General features: G+C 38.3%; 2 protein-coding genes. Both read left to right on the forward strand.

The features are described 5' to 3' along the window. A partial coding sequence (locus CVP05_RS12680) for a hypothetical protein (protein WP_207761371.1) occupies nt 1-378 on the forward strand: 378 nt, incomplete at its 5' end. Beyond that, on the forward strand, nt 375-1,249 hold an 875-nt coding region (locus tag CVP05_RS11740; RefSeq protein ID WP_133118721.1), incomplete at its 3' end, for a hypothetical protein. The genes CVP05_RS12680 and CVP05_RS11740, both read left to right, overlap by 4 nt.

A 1,249-nucleotide genomic window follows, 5' to 3' on the forward strand; every position in this document is an offset into this window, starting at 1 on the left:
AGAATCGAACTGGAAGTGGGTGAACAAACCAGTATTACAATGGATAACCAACAGATTTTACTGCGTTTCGGCAAATCCACAGTGTTGTTGAATGAAAGTGGTGTGTGGATTGATGGCAAGCATATTGGGTTGCAGGAGACGGAGGTGGAAAAGGACAACTTCCTTGCTCAAGGAATAAAACCTTATAGTCATTCCTTTGTGTTACAAGATAGGGCAGGCAATGTGTACAAAAATACACCTTATATTATGAGTTATGAAGACAAAACCATAAAAGGCATAAGTGATAAGGATGGCAGAACCCAAATGATTTATATTGATGATGTACAGAAGGTGAATATAGAAGTAGATTGGGATAAATATCTAGGGGAAAACCAATGACAGACAGAGTGATAACAACCGGAATAGCAGAGCCTATAGAGAATAATAGTTATACTATTCATGTGGAAGATGCCTATTTTTTAGTACTGGGATTTGAAGTCAATAAATCGCCGTTGACCAATCCGAATTTTGAAGAGGATATGAAAAAGAAACAGATAGAAATTAAAAGGAAAGCCAAACAGATTGAAGAAACCAATAAAAGAGAAGGGAGATCAGATCCTATCCCTACCTTTGATATGCCTAAAGGGGTTTATTCAAGTGTGACTTTCGTAGATGATCACGATAGCAATATTACTGCAGAGACAATGTTTCATCGAGCCCAAGAAGATCCAGGTCATACCTTTATGTATTTGGTTAAGGGGGAAAGAGCGACCACTTTCTTTAGTTTCGGTCCATTAGTTAGCGATCCACATAGGTTGGAAGAATATATAGAAAGTCAACCACCTCCAGACCCGATAAGTATATATATACAGACATCTGCCGTCGTCCCTTATCGGCCACAAGATATGTTTAAAGGCATAAATATGGGAGAAGCGAATAGAATCAGAGGGTTAGGGACACCGGATTACCGGATTCCGGAAAAAACTTTTCTATTTAAAAAGAAAATTAGTGAAGAAGCATATCATCAAATCAAAGCACAGGCGGAAAAAAACAGAGCAGAAATTATATCCGGTAGTAAATATTATAATGTGATTTTAAATAATACTTGTGCGGAAGAAGTGAGAAATGATGTGATAGGCGATGCAATTCCTGATTTACCCTATGGACGAAGCCGGGCAGTATTAACAGCGGTAGAGGCCATTAACCCTTATGCATTTTATGACCAAATGAAACAGTATGCCGCTAAAACCAGGTATATTGGGGAGTTTGT

Origin of the sequence: Conservatibacter flavescens (assembly GCF_002795425.1) — a bacterium.
Lineage (GTDB): Bacteria > Pseudomonadota > Gammaproteobacteria > Enterobacterales > Pasteurellaceae > Conservatibacter > Conservatibacter flavescens.